This is a genomic window from Embleya sp. NPDC127516, from assembly GCF_044765325.1.
Lineage (GTDB): Bacteria > Actinomycetota > Actinomycetes > Streptomycetales > Streptomycetaceae > Embleya.
In genome coordinates, this window is sequence record NZ_JBIWJT010000037.1 from 50,723 (window position 1) to 66,538 (window position 15,816).

General features: G+C 70.3%; 18 protein-coding genes and 1 pseudogene. 7 read left to right on the top strand and 12 right to left on the bottom strand.

Translation table 11 applies throughout. The annotated features are described in order from the left end of the window. Window positions 1-384: 384 nt before the first annotated feature. Window positions 385-1,506 carry a methyltransferase domain-containing protein gene (locus ACIRL2_RS43370; RefSeq protein ID WP_402240059.1) on the bottom strand — a complete coding sequence of 374 codons (1,122 nt, stop codon included), beginning with the start codon at window positions 1,504-1,506 and terminating at the stop codon, window positions 385-387. After that, the gene (locus ACIRL2_RS43375; protein WP_402240061.1) at window positions 1,503-1,802 is read right to left on the bottom strand and encodes a hypothetical protein; all 300 of its coding nucleotides are present in this window, start codon (window positions 1,800-1,802) and stop codon (window positions 1,503-1,505) included. The genes ACIRL2_RS43370 and ACIRL2_RS43375 overlap by 4 nt, the downstream gene beginning before the upstream one ends. Before the next feature lie 395 nt (window positions 1,803-2,197). Here ACIRL2_RS43375 and ACIRL2_RS43380 point away from each other — a divergent pair, with 395 nt between their 5' ends. Continuing rightward, complete coding sequence (locus ACIRL2_RS43380; RefSeq protein ID WP_402240064.1) at window positions 2,198-2,563, top strand: hypothetical protein; 366 nt, start codon at window positions 2,198-2,200, stop codon at window positions 2,561-2,563. 82 nt (window positions 2,564-2,645) lie between these two features. Further along, on the top strand, window positions 2,646-3,449 hold the full coding sequence (locus ACIRL2_RS43385; RefSeq protein ID WP_395871194.1) for a tetratricopeptide repeat protein: 804 nt from the start codon (window positions 2,646-2,648) through the stop codon (window positions 3,447-3,449). 13 nt (window positions 3,450-3,462) lie between these two features. Here the strand turns inward: ACIRL2_RS43385 and ACIRL2_RS43390 are convergent, their stop codons facing one another. Both ACIRL2_RS43390 and ACIRL2_RS43395 read right to left on the bottom strand, forming a co-directional pair. Continuing rightward, window positions 3,463-3,930 carry a hypothetical protein gene (locus ACIRL2_RS43390; RefSeq protein ID WP_402240067.1) on the bottom strand — a complete coding sequence of 156 codons (468 nt, stop codon included), beginning with the start codon at window positions 3,928-3,930 and terminating at the stop codon, window positions 3,463-3,465. Beyond that, window positions 3,924-6,416: an NACHT domain-containing protein gene (locus ACIRL2_RS43395; RefSeq protein ID WP_402240070.1), complete on the bottom strand. Its 2,493-nt coding sequence runs from the start codon at window positions 6,414-6,416 to the stop codon at window positions 3,924-3,926. Before ACIRL2_RS43395 ends, ACIRL2_RS43390 begins: the two co-directional genes overlap by 7 nt. Before the next feature lie 378 nt (window positions 6,417-6,794). On the opposite strand from ACIRL2_RS43395, the gene ACIRL2_RS43400 reads away from it, so the two are divergent. Further along, window positions 6,795-7,031, top strand: a complete 237-nt coding sequence (locus ACIRL2_RS43400) for a hypothetical protein (RefSeq protein WP_395871188.1) — start codon at window positions 6,795-6,797, stop codon at window positions 7,029-7,031. A 364-nt stretch (window positions 7,032-7,395) separates the two neighbouring features. Here ACIRL2_RS43400 and ACIRL2_RS43405 read toward each other — a convergent pair whose 3' ends face one another. After that, a complete protein-coding gene (locus tag ACIRL2_RS43405; protein WP_395871187.1) occupies window positions 7,396-7,518 on the bottom strand; it encodes a hypothetical protein in 123 nt (40 codons plus the stop codon). Window positions 7,519-7,779: 261 nt separating this feature from the next. Here ACIRL2_RS43405 and ACIRL2_RS43410 point away from each other — a divergent pair, with 261 nt between their 5' ends. Beyond that, window positions 7,780-7,926, top strand: coding sequence for a hypothetical protein (locus ACIRL2_RS43410; RefSeq protein ID WP_402240073.1), 147 nt, complete (start codon window positions 7,780-7,782; stop codon window positions 7,924-7,926). A 15-nt stretch (window positions 7,927-7,941) separates the two neighbouring features. Here ACIRL2_RS43410 and ACIRL2_RS43415 read toward each other — a convergent pair whose 3' ends face one another. Beyond that, on the bottom strand, window positions 7,942-8,199 hold the full coding sequence (locus ACIRL2_RS43415) for a hypothetical protein (protein ID WP_402240076.1): 258 nt from the start codon (window positions 8,197-8,199) through the stop codon (window positions 7,942-7,944). Between the two features lie 206 nt (window positions 8,200-8,405). Between ACIRL2_RS43415 and ACIRL2_RS43420 the strand changes: the two genes are divergently transcribed. Beyond that, the gene (locus ACIRL2_RS43420; RefSeq protein WP_402240079.1) at window positions 8,406-8,945 is read left to right on the top strand and encodes a hypothetical protein; all 540 of its coding nucleotides are present in this window, start codon (window positions 8,406-8,408) and stop codon (window positions 8,943-8,945) included. Window positions 8,946-9,342: 397 nt separating this feature from the next. Beyond that, window positions 9,343-9,480 carry a hypothetical protein gene (locus ACIRL2_RS43425; RefSeq protein ID WP_395871294.1) on the top strand — a complete coding sequence of 46 codons (138 nt, stop codon included), beginning with the start codon at window positions 9,343-9,345 and terminating at the stop codon, window positions 9,478-9,480. 7 nt (window positions 9,481-9,487) lie between these two features. On the opposite strand, the gene ACIRL2_RS43430 is transcribed toward ACIRL2_RS43425, so the two are convergent. Continuing rightward, complete coding sequence (locus tag ACIRL2_RS43430) at window positions 9,488-9,919, bottom strand: GNAT family N-acetyltransferase (RefSeq protein WP_402240081.1); 432 nt, start codon at window positions 9,917-9,919, stop codon at window positions 9,488-9,490. A 1,031-nt stretch (window positions 9,920-10,950) separates the two neighbouring features. Beyond that, window positions 10,951-11,427, bottom strand: a complete 477-nt coding sequence (locus ACIRL2_RS43435) for a hypothetical protein (protein WP_402240083.1) — start codon at window positions 11,425-11,427, stop codon at window positions 10,951-10,953. A 166-nt stretch (window positions 11,428-11,593) separates the two neighbouring features. Here ACIRL2_RS43435 and ACIRL2_RS43440 point away from each other — a divergent pair, with 166 nt between their 5' ends. Next, window positions 11,594-11,851 carry a hypothetical protein gene (locus ACIRL2_RS43440; RefSeq protein WP_395871180.1) on the top strand — a complete coding sequence of 86 codons (258 nt, stop codon included), beginning with the start codon at window positions 11,594-11,596 and terminating at the stop codon, window positions 11,849-11,851. Window positions 11,852-12,368: 517 nt separating this feature from the next. On the opposite strand, the gene ACIRL2_RS43445 is transcribed toward ACIRL2_RS43440, so the two are convergent. From ACIRL2_RS43445 to ACIRL2_RS43460, 4 genes and pseudogenes are all read right to left on the bottom strand, one after another. Beyond that, window positions 12,369-12,530, bottom strand: coding sequence for a hypothetical protein (locus ACIRL2_RS43445; protein ID WP_402240085.1), 162 nt, complete (start codon window positions 12,528-12,530; stop codon window positions 12,369-12,371). A 344-nt stretch (window positions 12,531-12,874) separates the two neighbouring features. After that, entirely contained in the window at window positions 12,875-13,606 is a 732-nt protein-coding gene (locus tag ACIRL2_RS43450) for a hypothetical protein (RefSeq protein ID WP_402240088.1), read from the bottom strand. A gap of 786 nt (window positions 13,607-14,392) precedes the next feature. Further along, window positions 14,393-14,947 carry a hypothetical protein gene (locus ACIRL2_RS43455; RefSeq protein WP_402240090.1) on the bottom strand — a complete coding sequence of 185 codons (555 nt, stop codon included), beginning with the start codon at window positions 14,945-14,947 and terminating at the stop codon, window positions 14,393-14,395. Between the two features lie 504 nt (window positions 14,948-15,451). Further along, window positions 15,452-15,780 (bottom strand): annotated as a pseudogene (locus ACIRL2_RS43460) (helix-turn-helix domain-containing protein). Between the last annotated feature and the right edge of the window lie 36 nt (window positions 15,781-15,816).

Here is a 15,816-nt window from a genome sequence, read left to right on the forward strand (position 1 = left end):
CCACCGACTACGTCGCCGGCTTTTCTGCGTCGCCGCCTTTTGCCCCGCGGGCATTGCGTCTGGTCCTGGCGTGGCTGCAGGCGGAGGCGGCCGATAGGGAAGCGAATCCCTGTACCACCGAGGCGCGTGCCTGGGACCCTGATCGACATGACTTCGGAACCCCGGATCACCGCCTTCAGCGCTGCTCCCGACGGATGGCGTGCAGCCTTCAAGTGGCCAGACGGGCGGGGCGAGTGCGCGAATCGCCACCGGCCGACGCCACGGCACGGCACCGCAGCCAAGGGACCGCTCGGCCCGCTCCCGGACGCGGCCCGGGCGGTTCGACCACAACGGAGTACCGGCCCGACCGAGGTGATTGTCCTGCGGGGCCGGCGCATCGGCGGGCTACGCCGAGGGCGTGAACGAGGTCGTGTGGCGTCCTTGTGAGTCGATCCGGAGCCGGTGGTGCTCACGCCCGGGTCTGCCGGCGCTCTCGAAGTCGCGCCGGACGTTCGCGAGTTCGTCGGCGAGGCGGCGCGGGCCGGACTGGCGGCTGGTGCCGTCGGCGTGGATGGTGGCGACGGAGCCGTCACCGGCCCACAGGGTCAGCACGTCGGGAAGGTCGCGTTGGCCTCGGTCGGACGCGAGCAGGGCGAGACCGAGGGGGAAGCGGAGATCGTCGTCGTGCCACGCGTCGAGCGGCATCGCGCACGGCTCCCGGGATCCGGTCGGGTCGCCCGGGTAGGGAATGTTGTTGGTGCCCGCAGTGGTGCGTAGGCCCATGAAATAGGCCGGTGTTGCCAGGAACGGGCCTTCGGCGTGGCCGTGTTCGTCGACCGTCAGGCAGGCGATGCCGGTACCGAGCGGCAGCACGAGGCGGCCGCCGGGCCTGACGGCGGCGAGCCAGCCGGGTAGGACGCGGTCCACGCCGCAGGTGGCGATGAGGCGGTCGAGACTGCGGGGCGCGGCGGGTGGGTGGCTGCCGTCAGTGTGGACGACGGTCACGTTCGGGTGTCCCGCCGCGGTCAGGGCGCGGCGGGCAGTGGTGGCGACGTCGGGTTCGATGTCGACGGTGGTGACGTTGTCGTCGCCGGCGAGGCGGGCGAGGAGGCCGGCGTTGTAGCCGGTGCCGGCGCCGATCTCGACCACGTGCATGCCGGGTTCGACGGCGAGGGCGTCGAGCATGGCGGCCATCAGGGAGGGGACGGTGGAGGACGACAGCGGTGGGCCGTCGTCGCCGAACATCGTCGCCGTGACCAGGAGCTGGTCGGTGTAGACCTCGCGTGTCCAGTCGGGGTGGTCGCAGGTGAAGACGCGGGTCTCCCACGTATGCGGGGCGGTCTCGACCCGGCGGACGAAGCGGGGTACGTACACGTGCCGCGGTTCGGCGCGGAACGCGTCCAGCACGTCGGGGCGGATGCCTTCGGTGGTCATCGTGTCGACCATGGCGTGGCGCAGTCGGCGGGTCTCGTCGGTGTCGGCAGGCGACGCCGCGGGGGTCGTGCCCGCGGGTGGGTGGGTGGTCATCGGATGCTGTGCTCCAAGTGGTCGACGATGGCGGTGGTGATGTGGTGGTGGCCGGGGACGAAGCCCCACTGGCCTCCCGGGTTGAGTTCGAGAGCAAGGACGCGGTGGTCTCGGGTGGCGATGAGGTCCCAGGCGGCGAAGACGAGCCCGAAGTTCCGGGTGACGGACACTACGCGGCGCGCGAGTGCGGCGCGCAGTGTTCCGGGCCGGTAGGTGGTGTGTTCGTCGGGTGCGGTGCGGATGTCGAGGTAGGGGACGTCGACGTGGATCTCCGTGACGAACAGGCGCTCCCCCACGACGGCGACGCGGTACTCGAACGCCCGTTCACGAACTTCGGCTTGGACGAGGTGTGCGGTGGCAGCGCGCCGGGACGTTCGATCGCGGTCCCGGCGAGGCGGTCCCGGTCCAACAGCAACGGGATCAGGGCGGCTTCGGTTGTCTCGGACGTCGCGGGCTCGGGTTCGAACACGATCCTCATGGCGATCCCCTTCGTCGGCGAGCCGTGCCTGGCGGCGCGGCGTCGTGGTGTCAGCGTGCGTCGGCCCGGTGCCGGCGGTCATTGCGGGTGAACAAGCGCGGCATTGAGGTCGGGTGTCAATAGGGGGTGGGGTCGGGATGAATGCCTCCCGGATGGCGGCCGGTTCGGGTTACGGTGCGGTCATCGTTCGGTGACGCACCGTCGGGGGGCGTGATGTCGAGGCCGACCCGGGCGCGACGTGAACAGATACGACGCGAGGCCGCGACCATCCGGGCCCGCTGCGAGTGCGAAGGCCGGCCGGTCGAGGAGATCGCGGACACCATCGGGGAACGCATCCCCGAACTGTCCGCGTTGGAGGGGTGGCGCCTGGCGCTGGGCTGGACGCGCGCGCAGACCCTGGCCACCGTCGCCCGTGTCTACGCCGACGACGGGCTGCGCGTGCCGGGACTCTCGGCGGAGCAGTTGTGCCGCTTCGAACACGGGCCGGATCGGCCCGGGCCCGAGTACGCGCAGGTCCTCGCAAGGGCGTACGGCACCACCGAACATCGGCTGGGGTTGACGACACGGTGCGCATGCTGAAGGGACGAAACGAGGGATCCCTCGGATCGGCTCGGGTACCGTCGCGCAGGTGCCGTTCGGTGAACTTCACCGCGTACGCGGCATGTTGGTCCCCGTTCTCGAACACCCCACCGGCGGTGGGACAGGCACCGCGGTGACGGGTCTGCGGCTGGTCGCGGCCCGACTCTCGGCGCTGTTGGGCAACGTCGCGTTCCATCTGGGCGACCACACCGGCGCCCGGGCACACCTGACCGCCGCCGCGCTTCTGGGCGAACGCTGCGGGGAGGACGACCTGCGGGCGTGGACGTTCGGTGCCGCGTCCATGGTCGCCCGTGCCGACCGACGTCACGAGGCCGCGCTCGCCCATGCCGAGCGCGGCCTCGCCCTCGCGGGCACCGCGTTGCGGCGCGCGCAACTGTCGTCTTGGGCGCTCGCGCCGTCCCTTGCCGCGTTGGGCCGCGGCGAGGACGCCCGGCGCGTGGTCGCCGACGCCGACGACGCCCTGGACGCCGCTCCGGCACAGGCTCCGGGCCGGTTCGGCTTCGACCATGCCGAGCATCTTCTGCACACGGCCGAGACCCATATCGCCCTCGGGCAGGGCGAGACGGCGAGTGGGCACGCGCGCGCATCGATGTCCGCCGCCCCACACGCGTCCCCGGGGTGGGCGGCGGCCACCGCCGTCCTGGCCTTGGCCGAAGCCTGCGCCGCGCCCGGCGACGCGGCCGCCCGCGCCCACGACCTCCTCGACCGTGTCCCCGCGCAACACCTGCGCGCCACCACCCGCGAACGCCTCGACCGCCTCGCATTGGGCATGCCCAGGGACGTACGCGCCGGCGACGAACTCCGGCAACGGCTACACGCCCTGCCCCGGGCCGTCGACACCCACGGACGACCACCCGCGCCGTGAGCGGGTGTGTCCGCTAAATCCTGATACTCCCGAGGTATTCGATGATCTCGCCCCGGTGCGGCACGAGTTCCGGCAGGTGCGCGGCGAGTGCGCCGCGGGTGGCGGCTGCGAGGTCGGAGGCGCTGGTGGTGGTGGCGGTGCGGACGTAGGGTTCGAGGCGCTTGATCAGTTCGTAGTTGTTGTCGATGTTCTCGGCGCGCATCGTCTTCTCCAGCGGCGGCGGGACGGCCGGGAGCACCCGGCTGAGGAAGGTGACTCGGTGCAGGATCCGCCAGCACGGCGGCTTCGCGGTGCTCTGCCGGGCCTGGCGCAGGGCGGTGGCGTCCGGGGCGTCGCTGTTGGCGAGCCACAGCGGGTCGACAACCTTGTGGTAGAAGTCGTCGAAGTTGGCGCTGTTCTCACCCGGATAGAAGGTGAGGAAGCGGTAGGCGTCGACCTTCCTCGGTACCAGGACCGGCTTGCCCGCAGCGGAAACTAGCACTCGTAGGGCCGCTGCGTACCGAACTGGGCGCGGGTGTCGCGAAGGTGTTCCTGGAGAGTCTGGTGCGGGAAGGCGAACCCACTACCGGCTCGCCGCAGAAGGATCCGTTGTTCGGCATCATGCAGGAAGTGCTGATAGCGACGGGGTGTGTTCCCGCTCCAGGTGAGGCTGGCGCGGAGAGTCCAGTGATACGTGAAGGCCGCCCCGCCGAATCGGAAGCCGCGTGAGATCCCGTACATCGCACTTGCGAGGGCCGCGGTGAACAGAGTCCGTGTGAGGGAGGCGTCCGCATCGGCAAGTGTGATCAGGGCGCTGAGCAGCAGCCCGACGATCAGGGCGTTCAGTGAACCGTGGAACACGGCGTAGCGTGCGGATCGGCGGATCCCTTCGTTTGGTCTGGGCCGCTTGTCGAGGAGTGTCGCCTCGAATTGATTCCCGAGCAGGTAGGCAACCGTGAGGAGGCATACGGCCGCGGGTAGCAGCCACCCTGTGTCCGGGATGACCAGGCCTAGGGCGATGCCGAACAGACCGACTTGGAGGAGCCCGGCAAGCATGCCGAGGCCGAGACCAAGGCCTATGGCCCCTTTTGTGGATGTCGGGGGCGTGTTCATGGATGGTAGCCATTTCCAGCGGAGTTCCTCGATCGGCCTGTGGGAGGTGTGCAGTAGGCCCTCGGAGGTAGTGACCATGGCCCACAGGTAGGCGAGCGTCACGACGGCCACCGCCGGTGCGGAGAACTCGGTGCTGAATGTCCAGGGTCCCACCAGCTCTCCCGCCAGGGCAGAGATCGATGCCGTGGCAGCGGTGGAGAGTGGTGACGATGATTGGGAGGCGGCGCGCAGGATCATCCCCCAGCAGGCCCCCATTACGAGGAACCCCAAGGACAACCGCGCTGCGGAGCCTGTTGGGGACCAGACACCGGCGACCCAGGCGCCCATTGCCGCACCCGAGGTGGCTGAGACCGTGACGACGAGGCCTGTGGAGGTCGGCGAGGATGACGGGGCCTGGAACGCGGAAAGGACCAGCAGTGCCGCCATCAGGGCCGCCGGCCCTCGAAGATCGACGCTGATAAAGCCGGACTGCACACCAAGGGCCAGCCAGGCCATAGCAAGGCCGCAGGCCAGCACCTGTACCGCGTACCTGGACAGAACGCGCGGGAGTTTGCGGTGCTCTATCGGGATCCAGGAGTCGTCGAGCCGATCGAGGTACAGCACATCCTCACCGCGGCTGCCGAGCTGGCGGGAGAGCCAGGTCAGCCACTTGATCGTGTCCTCGTCGGAGTAGCGGCTTGGCGCTGCGAGCATGCGGTTCAGATACGCGTCGAAGATCCGACGTTGACGCTGTTCGATCGACATGCCGGATGTTGGGTGGAGTTCGTGTGCGGTTCGGCCCGCGTACGTGTGGTGAATGATGTTGAGCATCAGCGGCGAGCGCAGCAGCTTCCAGAGATTCTTGTCGGCCTCCAAGGCCGCGCGCACGTCCGCATAGGCGTCGGTTCCGGTCGCTGGGTCCCCGGCCAGGTAATCCTGGACATTGCGCCGGGTCGGCGGTTCCAGGCTCGCCAGGGTGCCGCCGATCTTCAAGGTCAGCGCCAAGTCGCGATCGCGGCAGGTGACGACGATGCCCGAACATGCGGTGCGGTGCCGTCGGATCTGTCTCGTGCATTCCCGGCGATGCTCCGTGGCAACCCGGTCCAGGCCGTCGAGCAGCGGAAGGATCAGGCCCCCCGCAAGCCAGGCTCTGCTCAGCTGCTCCGCGACGTCGTAAGTGTTCTTGATCTGGTCTACGAGCCAGTCTTCCAGGGGCTGTCCCTGGTAGTTGGACAAGCTCAGCAGTACAGGTATCGGCGGCAGCCCGTCATGATTGTCGACGCGTCCGCGTCGGTTGAGTTCATCCAGCGCGTCGGTGGTGAGCGCCTCGGCCAGCTTGGCCAACTGGGTTGACTTTCCCATTCCCGCGTCACCGATCAGCACAAGATCGTCGGCCGCCCGGTCGAACAGCTCCCGGATGCTTCCGTCGAAGGGCAGGAAGACTACACCCGGCGCGTCTTTGTGCTCGCGCTTGCCTCTTCCGCGGCGTGGGCGCGCGGTGGTGGGGCGCTCCTTCAGCAGGGTGAAGGAGGGCGGTATGTAGTAGCCGGTCTCGGCATGGGCGAGGGTCTGCTGCGCGTCACCCCGAACCCGCTTCAGCATCACCTGATGGCGCCGTTGGGCAACGCCTATCTTCTTGTTGAAACGGCCCCGTAACGCGGCAGCCATCGCAGCCATGGCAGCGACGATGTCGACCACCCGGCGCAGCATGCGGGGGGCCAGAGCTCGTCTTACTCCCCAGTCGGCCACTGCCCTGTTCCGGGCGCCGTCTTCGTCGTCCTCGTCGACCCAGGGGAGCGGCTCGACCCCGCCGTTGGCTTCGATCTCCTGCTGGCGCTGTTCGGCGACGGCCCAGTGCTGCTCCCATTCGCCGATATCCCCGCCGAGAAACGTCACCAGCGCCTCCCCCGTGGGCATCCATCGCGAACGTCCCTTGCCGGTGAGGATGTTGTGTACATGCCCTGCGGATATGCCGGTCCTGCCGGCGATCTTTGCGACCCCCGGACGGTCGGCCGGAACGTACAACTCGTCGTGCAACCTGCAGGCGAGTTCAGCCCACGGCCCGGCACCGGGATCAGGACGAGCGACTCCCGGATTGCGCCTTCCACCACGCGCCATCTGCGCTTCCCCCTCTTGCCGGTTGGCGGCGTCGATCGTTCATTCACTGGCATTCACTGCTGGTCGGAACCCCTTACCGGGCGGGTTCCGCACGCTCTACAACTGAGGACACCGGCCGGCCGAACCCTTACCCCCGACCTCGAAAGGGCGAGAATCGTGGATGTCCTCAGTCCGTATGAGACGTATCTCCTGGCGGTAGTGACTCTGGGTCTGGTCCGCACCGTGCTGCTGCGTCTGATGATGGTGGCGGCGCTTGCACTGGTGCTGCGCGGCAGCGATCCCGGTGAGCGGCCGGCGCTGCTCAGCAGCTTCGCCGAGTGCCTGCTCCACATGGCACGGAGCACGATCAAGCACCGGCGCGGCTCCGAACGCACGGACACGCGTCGCCGATAGGGCCCATGTGAGGGTCGCGGAGGTACATGATCACCGCGACCCATCACCGGGTCCTGAAGGGTGTCACGGAACTTCGACAGCCTGATCCAACCAACCAGGACCTCCCGTCGGCGGGTTGCGAGGGGCCAGCGCCGGTCCGAGCAACGGATGGGAGAAGTCCTCGCCCCGGCACGGTAGATACAGCTTCGTCTTGTTGATCTGTTTGAACCGGGCGAGTGGTCAAACGTGCCGTGTACCCGGTGCAGCCGGCCGTCCGGGGATCGGCGTGTTCGTAGTGGGAGCGGCCGTACTCCCGGACACCGCCGTCGGCTTCGGGCGCGTCCCCACCCGGGTACGGCGGGTCGTGATCGTCGATCAGGGCCGGTCACTCACCGTCCAGGGGTCCGCCGGTCAGCCGGCTCCCGGCCCGGCCGGGGTCGAGGTCGGGCATACAGGGATCGTGGCCGTACCAGGTCCGCAGGCCCTCGAGGGTGTCGTCCATCGTCATGGAACCGACCGTAGCCGGCACAGCCGGGGCGTGGGCGGGATTCGGGGGAACATGCCGGTGGGATCGTGTCGGCAACACGGTGGGCGACCTGCCGCACGGAGGTCGACGAACGCGACCACCACGGGCAATATTTCGCCGGCTGTCGATGTGGGGGCTCGCAGCGGACCATCGGCAGGTGCCCGTCGGGCACCGGAAGACAACCCGGACGCAATCCGCCCCCACGGTCGTCCGGCGCGGGCCGTGCTTGAGGAAACGCAAGTCGTGCGCAACGGCCGGCTCGACGGCGCCGGCCTGGACGTCGCGCACCGCGGTACCGGGATCGGCCGGCGAGTCGCCCGGCGGCGTCCCGGCTGGGACAAGCCGAACGAGAGCCGGCGCGGGCCGCTGCTCGCGCCGGGGGCTGACTGAGTTGGGCTACACCGGCTACTTCACCTGCTCTGCAGGTACATCACCCAGGGCCGCGCCGAGGGCGCCAAGGACGCCGAACTCCTGGGGGGACCCACCGCCGCATTCCTCGAGATGGGCAAACTCGCCCGCCTCGTCGGAGTTTTTGCCCCGTTCCTGACCGCGACCGAGGCGCCCGAACACACCGCCGTGACCCGTCCGCTCGTACTCCACTGCCTGTTCGTCGAGCCGCTCCAGGGCGGGCGGGCGGCCGAACGCCTCCGGCAGCGTGACCACCGTGCAGACCGCCAGGGTGTGGACGCGGGAGGGAAGCCGGCCGGTTCCGGTCCTGTGGGGCTCGGGGCGCGCGCCCTACCGCCGTGGGATGGGGAAATCGCGGGGGCGCAAGGCGAAGATGCCGACGGCTGCGGCTCGGGCGCGGGCGTTGGCCCGGTCCGGGTATCCGGAGTCCGCAGGCGACAACGCGGGCGGACGAGGAGCGGGTGGCGGGCGTGTTGGCGCAGGCGCCGCCGGATCGCCTGGTGGAGCAGTTGCTGCCGCAGTTGTGGTTGGCCCTCGCGGACGGGTTCCCGGCGAACGTGTGCGTGGACGCGTGCATCACGTTGAGTTTCGCGTTCGGGCAGTTCGGGATCGAGAGCCTGCTCCAGCCGGTCGACCTGACGATCGAGGACGCCTCGGGCGCGGTCGTGGTGCACGGTTCCCCGCGACCGTCGTGGAACGCGGCGGGCACCGAGTTCACCGGGCACTGCGTCTTGTGGTTGCCGGATTCGCGGCGGTTGATCGATCCCACCGTCGAACAGTACGAGCGGATGCGCCGCCTGGACCTGGGCCCGCTGGTGGCCCGCTCGGTCGCCTCCACCGACCCGGCCCGCGGCGGCCGGAGCTTGTCGGTGCGGGTCGGGTCGGCCGGCTTCATGAGGGCCAGGAAGAACAGGGACTTGACGAGCAGGAACTCGCCCAGGTGCTCGCTCACCCGGTGGCCGGTGGCCGGGAGCGACACCGCGTCCAGGGCGGCAAGGTAGCGGGAGCGTTGGGCGGCGCCGGCGGTGTAGCCCTTGCTGCCGCCGTTGAACGCGATGATCTCCAGCGCCGGGACGACGTCGTACCCGAGCGGCGTCGGGCCGTGGTGCTGCCAGTCGATGACCCCGGCGCGGAAAGCGTTCGGCAGCCCGTAGTCGAAGTGCGACCACACCAGCGGAACCGACCCCAGCCGGTCCAGGGCCCTGCCGGTCAGCGCGCGCACGCGCGGGGTGTCGAGGTCGGGGTTCTCGGCGAACAGCCGACCCCAGGGACTCCTCGACGAAGTACGACCGGCCGGCCTTGGTGCCCTCGTCCACGACGCGCGGGACGGGATAGCCGAGTTCGCCGATCCGGCGCTGGAATCGCGCCTCCTCGCGCAGGTCGGCGCCGCCGGTCCGCTTGAAGAACCTCCCGTCCGGCCGCGGACTCGACCACGTCCGCGACACCGTCACCCTCCTCGCACCCCACCGAGGCGTGCCCGCCGTGCGCGACTACCTCGACAAGGCCCGCACCAGCCCCGCCCTGCGCACCGCCTGACGAGGACTCAACGCGCCGTGTCCGGCGACCACTCGGGGGCCAGCGCCGCGTACAAGATCGTGTCCCGCCACGCGCCCCGCAGGAACACGTCCTGACGGCGCGTCCCCTCCAGGTACATCCCGGGCCGTTTCAACACCCGGCCCGACGCCGTGTTGTCCGGCTCGTGACCGGCCCACACCCGATGCAGACCCAACGTCGTGAACGCGTAGCCGAGCAACGCCTCCAGGGCGGCGCCCGCGTAGCCGCGGCCCCACGCCGACCGCCGCACTGCGAACCCGACGCTGCCCACGCCCGGCGACTCGATCACCAACGCGATCGTCCCCACCACCGAAGCGTCCTCGGCGGACTCGATCACCAGCAGGTACTTCGTCCGCGGTTCGCGCCGGGCGAGTTCGATGTTCTCCTCCACATAGGCGCGGGTCGCCGCCTCGTCACGCACCCCGAACCCCAGGACCGCACCACCTCCGCGTCGGACCCCTCCCCCACCGCACGGACATCGCCGGGAACGAGATCACGCAGGACCACACCACGACCCGACACCCGAACCGAACGAGAGAATCGGACCGGGGGACTCGACAGCTGCTCGGCGCTCACCCCATCACCGTAACGACCCGCACCACACCCAACACTCCGATTCCGGCGGACACGTCGGGCCGAGGCCACGGCCGGGTCCGGGGTTACTCGCGCGCAGTCCCGGTCACAAGACATGCGAAACGGCGCCGCCCCGAAGGTTCGGGGTGGCGCCGCGACAAGTCGAAGGTCGGTGAGCGTGGCCGCCTCACGGCGGAAGGCACACCGTGGCTCCAGCCGGACTGGTATTCCACGGAGGCAATGGTTGGGCCCGGGGGCACACCCTCACCGACGAGAAGCACAACCGGCCCCGACCCGGAATCATTCCCCGCCGAGCCGCGCCCGCGGTCCCGGTCGCGGCGGGCACGACCGGAGGGCGGCCGCGCGGCCCCACCCCCGCGTGGGCCGCACGGCAACGTTGGGCAGCCCGCCCACCCGAGGGGGGTGCCGCGTGGGGAAGGGCGGGCCGACCACAACCACCAGACACCTCTCGGGGAGGAAAGGCCGCCGGTGGCCGCGAACACTACCCGCCCGCCCCGACAGGAGACCCCCGTCGGGGCGCCGGCGGGGGGAACCGACAGGCGTGGCACCTGCTCCACAGTGCAGGCAATCCGCCTGTCGGGTCGGCGGCGCGTGCCGTCACCCGGGGCCGCATCGCTCGTTGTGCCGACCGTAAAGGTCCGGTGTCCCCCCGTCGCCGGCTCGCACCACACCCGGCGGCCCCTCCCCCGAAGCCACCGGGAAACGGGAACGGTCGGCGCCGGTTGCGCGACACCGGCGCCGACCACCCCGACCGCGAACGCCGATCCGTCGCCGCTCGGCCCGGGTCTTCCTCCACGCGCCGGCCGCACCACGCTCGACGAGGCGCCTCGAGCACGTCGGCCGATCCCGCGTTCGGCATCACAAACGCGGCTCCCACCGCTCTCCGACCAAGGCCTCCTCCACCAGGCGCACCGCGCGCTCGGTCGCCGCCGCACGCGCACCCTCGACCTCGTACATCCGCAACACCGCCCCCACCACCGAGTCCGGCACAACAGGGCCCAACTCCTCGCGGGCGGTTCCGTACCCGTGACGCGCCGCCGCCAACGCCGCCGACACATGTTGACGCGCCATCCGCGCCAGCACCACCGGATACCTGCGCAGCAGAGCGTGCCCCCGATAGCCGGGCGGGCACAGGTCGAACAACCAGGTCACAGCCGTCGCCTCCCAGCCCTCGACACCCGGCGGCCGCACCGCGGGCGGCCACCCCGGCGGGGCAACGCCGACCCGGCCCTGCGGCTTCGCCGGGGCTCCCTGCTCGGCGAGGACGCGGGCGAAACGACTCGGGCGCTCCCACGCCGGGGAGTCGTCGCCATCGTCATCATCGCCACCGTACATATGTTCGATTATCGGTTTCGCCGGCCGAAAAGGCACGCCGTCGGCGTGTCCTCTCCCGCCTCACCAATGCCGACGGTGCCCGCCGGGTGATCCGTCCGAGCGAAATCAAGCCGGCCCGCCGGGGCGTCGCGGCAGCGAGCGGGGCGCCGTACATACCATCGAACGCATGTCCGAAGCATTGCCCGAACGTCTGCGTCCCCTGCTCGACCACCAGCTCGCGTTCGAACGCGCCCACCTCGAATGCCTACGGGTCGCGGCCACCGACGACGCCGAGGCCCTGGAGCGGGCGCGAGCCGCGCGGACGAACGCCATGTGGGCGCTGATCGCCGCCCGCGAGGAAGCGGGCGCCGCCGGCGCCGAGGACCGCGACGCCCTCAAGAAGGCCGCCATGGCCGTCCTCGCCGACGAGAGCGCCTCGACCTGATCGAACCGCCGCGCGCGGGACGCGGGCGCTCGTCGCAGATCGACGGGTGGACAGGGCCGGAGTACACGCCTACCTCGAACTCGCCGACGGCACGAGCGCCGGGGTCACCCTGACCTCTTCGACTGGCCCGACCCGCGCAGCGCCATACCGGGGGCCTGGACCGCGGTCGTCGACGACGGCCCGCCCCTGCCCGAGGGCACCGAAGGGGTCCTGCGCCCGGACGAGAAGAGCCCGGCCGACGGCCACCCGTTCGTCGTGATCGCCTCCGCCGGCAGGGTCTCGCAACTCCGCGGTCGCGAACCCTCCTGAACGCCCTGCCCTGCGGCGAAGCGCCGTGGGCGCGGGCGCCGAGCACGCGGTCGGGCGTCTCCCCCTTCGGTCTGGAGGAGACGCCCACCCACCACCGCGATCCTCCGGAGCCCCTGGAAGGGGAGGAACCGCGCCTCATCCCTGCCCCGCCGGCAGCCGACCGCACGCACCCGATCGGGTGAACCCCCAGGCCGCGGCCCGGACGCCGTCAGTTGGCGGCCGGCCGAACTCCCTCGCCGAAGAGGGCCACGTCCGCCGGGTCCAGGTCATCCCGCAGGCGCAGCAGACGGATCGGATGGCGCCATTTCCCGTGCTCGAACGCGGAGTCGACCGCGATCTCCGCGACGAGTTCCGGGGCGACCGGGATCATCGGGTGTCTCTCGCGAGAGCCCCAGGAAGGCGAGAACGTACGCCCGTGCCAAGGGTGGTCGGGCGCGGCCGCGGTCAGCCGCGCTGCACCAGGGCGGCGTGGACGCGGCGGTCCAGGACTGTACTGCGGCCCACGAACCGCAGCGACTCGGTGGTGTCAAACCGGCCAAACAGGACCGTGGTCGGATTCGCCAGGCTTCCGGCGACCGCTCCGACCACCGCCTCCGTCGTGTCCCGCGTTACTGGCGGAGGGACGTTATTCCCGAGGTGCGCTATTCCTCGGCTTCGGGCCGTCCGACTCGACCACCCGTAGATCGAGCCCCTGTGCAACTTGTTTGATCTCAGTCACGCTTCGATGCGGAGCCAGGCGTCGCCGGCGCGAAGCCACAGGGTGCCGTCGCGGCCCTGACCGCAGTGGAGAACCATGCGGCCGGGGACCCGGATCCTGCGCTGGTCGGTGATGTTCCACGCGTCGCCGACCAGTTCGGCGCGTGTCACTTGCGTTGATCGCCGATTGTGGTCCCGACTCGTCAGAACCGCCCGCTGGTCGCGCACGGCCAATCCGTCCGGGTCGCCCACCGGACTGGGCCAACTGGTCACCTCGCCGGTGGACGGGGTGACACGTGTGAGGAACGTGCCGCCGGGGCGGGTGCCGGCGTACCAGACCAGCCATACGTTGTCACCGTCGGTGGCGGCGGTGCACCCGTGCAGGGGTACGTCGGGAAGTTCCGCTCCCGGTGCCCAGACGGCCTGTCCGGCGGAACTCCAACCCGCAAGCCCGGCCGCCGACTCGAGGTGGCCTCCGTAGATACCCCGGTCGCCGTACGCCGTCCAGATCCCCCCGCTGCGGTCGGTCGCCAGCACGGTGATGTCATCGCCCAGGCAGAAGCCGCGCTCGGGTTCGCCTTCCGGCGAATACACCACGGCGTTCGGCTCCCATACGCCCGCCCCGCTGCGGTCCGCGCCACCGCCGGCCACGAGAAGTCGAGAGTCCGGAAGGATCGCGATGTGACCGGGACGTATGTACAGGTCCCCGAGCGGTCGACGGTCGAGGGAACCGTCGGTGTGGCGGGTCACCAGCACGCCGTCGAAGGGAACCTTCGGACCCCATCCGACCCAGCCTTTGACGTATCGGCTTTCGGTCAGATGCCGCCGATGGACTTGCAGAACGACAAGCTCCCCTGTCGGCCCGACACTCCACCACAAGGTACGACGCCCGGCCCACACGTCCGCGACAGGCGGACGCCAGACCTTCGTGATCTCGATGGCAGCCCGCACGCATCCCCCTCATGTCGAACCCAGTGCCTCCCAGGCACCGAAGAAATCCTATGGATCACCGACCTCGCGCGGTCGATCGCGGCTCCAAAGCAGCGCGGGCAGGTCTCCCGCCGGATCCACACGGCACTTGTCGCCAAGATCATCATCCGGTCTCAGACGATCACCGCACACCTGCGTCTACTCGTCCGGCAACGCCTGCGCCCCAGCCCACCCGACTCGACCGAGCGCAAGTTCTCGTGTCGACGTTCGGCAAGGTAGTCGTGCCAGTGGCCGCGGCTGCGGCAGGTCCACCGAGTCGCGCTCTCGATGGTCATCCCTGTGAGGTCCGCCGGAACCGCGGCCGGGAGATCGCAGGCCAACGACTCGAGCGCCCCGTTGCGACCGCCCGGATCATGATGCCGTGTGCGGCCAACTCATCTCGGATCCGGGACTGACTGGGAGGCCTGAGACCGGACCACCCGAGGAACAACCAGAAGGGTTCGGTATCGACTCGGCTCAGGGACCGACGCTCGGGCTCGTGTCGCAGCGCCTCGACGACCAGAGCGGCCAATCGCGGAGGCAGCCGCAGCGGCTTGTCCCCGATCGTCAGGCGACCTCGCCGTCGCCGGAGACGCCAACTTGCGTCCGGGCCAATCGCAGAGAACGGTCGACAGGGACGCCCACCAGCAGTGCCAACGCGCCGATGATTCGAGCGGCGTGGGACATCGTCGTCGCGGTCAGGCAGATGTGAAGCTGTGCGGCGCGATCGATCTCCTCGATGAACACCGACGGTTCGGAGCGCGGCGTGCCCGGGATGGCCAGGGGCGGCGCCAGTCGGCGCGCGACGGCGAAGCGGACGAACGCCCGGAGTCTGTCCCGGACGTGGATGCTGCAGCCGTCCAGCAGACGATCGAGGTCGCCCTGCCCCACCCGCGCCAGGGGTATGTCCTGTTCGTCGAGCCAGGTGAGGAAGCTCGCCGCGGCCTTGACCTGGCCACGCACGACCAGGGCGGCGTTCCTGCCGAACGGTTGCCCGCGTAGTTTGCGACGGCGGCGGTGGATCAGGTCCCAGTGGGCGAACGGCGCCACGACGGCGGTGTGGGCACTCGGGAGGGTCGCCAGGTAGCGCCTCAGCCACGTCTCCAGTCTGCCGTGCTGCACCCCGCCGCCCCGAGCGCGTCCCGAGTGACCACCTCGGCGAGCCGGCCGCACGTTCCACAGGTCTCCGGGGGCTTGTCCCGGGCGTAGCACCGGCCGCAAATCCGCCTCTCGGGGCGGCGAGCGACCAGCCGCCGGTGTTCGCGGCATCGCACGCACGTCCCCGCCTGGTCATGGGTACTGCATGTGCCGCAGATATGCCCCCCGGGGTCGTCTTCGGCAGGGCCGGGGCTTCCCGATCACAACGGCGACAGCGCGGCCGCCACACCTGCGTGTGTCCCGCGGCCCGAAGGTGCCAGGCGATCCGGACGACCGAGATGGGGACCTGCAACGGACACTCCCCGGCCAGCACGTCGTGGTTCTCCCGCAGGTAGTGCGCTGCGTCCTTCTGCCTGTCCGCGCGGGCGGCGGTGACGATCTGGTCGGCCCGCTCGCGAGTCAGTGTGGGCAAACACGCACACAGCGCGTCGACGATCTCGGCCCGCCACAGCGGACCGTGCGCCGTGGTCACGTCGCCCCCGGACGGCCGATCGTCGTGCGGCGCACCGGAGTCGGCGGCTCGACCACCCCGCCGCCGGACGCCTTGCGGACCTGCGCGTTGGCGACCTGAACCTCGATCAGGTCGCCCGGCCCACAGGCGAGGATGTCGCAGAGCGCGGCCAACGTGTCCATCGACAGAGCCGCTGGGGCGGCTGTGTGACCAGGCGGAACACCTGCTCACGAGACAGATGCACGCCACGCTCCGCGAGAAGGGGCACCAAGTCCGACGTCGCGAACATGCCCCGCTCCGCCATGCGCAGCCTCAAGTGCCATGCGTAGCCCATCTTGCGGATCACTCGGGCTCCTCCCACAGATTCGGGTGTCGCTCACGC

Bases quoted from the DNA above. Each gene is read 5' to 3' on its own strand.
- ACIRL2_RS43440 (WP_395871180.1), top strand. From the start codon at position 11,594: ATGTCCGAAGCATTGCCCGAACGTCTGCGTCCCCTGCTCGACCACCAG.
- ACIRL2_RS43385 (WP_395871194.1), top strand. From the start codon at position 2,646: ATGTTGGTCCCCGTTCTCGAACACCCCACCGGCGGTGGGACAGGCACC.
- ACIRL2_RS43380 (WP_402240064.1), top strand. From the start codon at position 2,198: ATGTCGAGGCCGACCCGGGCGCGACGTGAACAGATACGACGCGAGGCC.
- ACIRL2_RS43370 (WP_402240059.1), bottom strand. From the start codon at position 1,506: ATGACCACCCACCCACCCGCGGGCACGACCCCCGCGGCGTCGCCTGCC.
- ACIRL2_RS43405 (WP_395871187.1), bottom strand. From the start codon at position 7,518: ATGACGATGGACGACACCCTCGAGGGCCTGCGGACCTGGTACGGCCAC.
- ACIRL2_RS43435 (WP_402240083.1), bottom strand. From the start codon at position 11,427: ATGTACGGTGGCGATGATGACGATGGCGACGACTCCCCGGCGTGGGAG.
- ACIRL2_RS43445 (WP_402240085.1), bottom strand. From the start codon at position 12,530: ATGATCCCGGTCGCCCCGGAACTCGTCGCGGAGATCGCGGTCGACTCC.